This window comes from Pseudomonas psychrophila HA-4 (assembly GCF_000282975.1).
Lineage (GTDB): Bacteria > Pseudomonadota > Gammaproteobacteria > Pseudomonadales > Pseudomonadaceae > Aquipseudomonas > Aquipseudomonas psychrophila_A.
The window spans coordinates 1-1,121 of the sequence record NZ_ALJC01000034.1; the positions used below are offsets into that span (position 1 = coordinate 1).

1 pseudogene is annotated in these 1,121 nt (G+C 55.5%); it reads right to left on the reverse strand.

The features are described 5' to 3' along the window. Positions 1-1,084: pseudogene (locus B347_RS24650) on the reverse strand (hypothetical protein); the annotation flags it as partial. Between the last annotated feature and the right edge of the window lie 37 nt (positions 1,085-1,121).

Consider the following 1,121-nt stretch of genomic DNA (forward strand, 5'->3'; position numbering starts at 1 on the left):
AATTTAGGCGACCTTCACCCTGTAGCAAAATGGGTTTGCCTGCCGCCGCATGAGGGGCGGAATGTGCCTTGCTGGTGCGCATCAGCAGTTCGACAAAGTCCTCAAGCAGTCCGGTGGCTTTGGTCGCGTCGACTGCCTTGTTAGCGCCCTTGAGGGAGAGGCGTATGGCTAGGCCAATACCGCCCGTCAACAGAATCCCCAGCACGATACCGATCAGCACTTCGCTGGAGAGTTGCGCCTGTATTTCGCTGCGAATTTGCGGCGGCAATAGTTTCAGCCAAGCAATCATGGCCGAGAAGTAGGACCACATCAGCGGCTCATCACTGGCAATCAACAACGCTGTTTCCAGCGACTCGTGGGAGGCGTTCAACAGCAGTTGGAGTTGTTCTTCGGTGAAGAATTTTTTTAGCTTTTCGTAGTTCTCTTGCGGGTGGCTTATCAGCGTGAAGAAGCCGGTGATGTCATCCCACACGGCCAGCAGGGCCTTGATCAGACCGTCCCATTGGCCTTGCATTTCCATGCGGACTCGGCCCAGTGCATCGGCCTGTTGATGGGCGTGCCAGAGCGATAAATATTCAGTCTCCCACCGAGTGTCGAGCCAACTGCTGAGGTCGTTGAGCACGGTCTTGTAAGAGTCGAAAAATGCATCGATCTGTTCGCCAGTGATCTGCGGGTAAAAGGTGATTTGGTAGTTCTGGTTGGGCTGGCAGTCCTCGACCAGTTTGATACCGGAGGCGCCAATAAACGTTTCAATGGCAGGGCCGCCACCCACGGGCACCAAACGCACGCGGGTATTACCAATGGGCACGAAACGCGCGGCTTCGAAGGCGTGGACCAAGGTCAGCTTGGCGTCCCGCTGACATTGGGCATAAAACACCACCGGCGCTCTGCTGTCCTTGTCGCGTGTGATCACTTCATTGCCGACACGAAACTGTTGTTCTACGTCGAGCATGCCGCCGTACCAAGCGTCAGCATGGTCCCGGTAGCCTTCAAGGCAATGGGTCAGTTCGTTTAGAACCCCCTTGATGTCAGGCTGGGTGGCATCGATGGACAGAAACATGCTGCCAAGAGGAATAAGGATCATGGGTAAGCCTCTTGCTGCACATGAGCCAGCAAAAGCC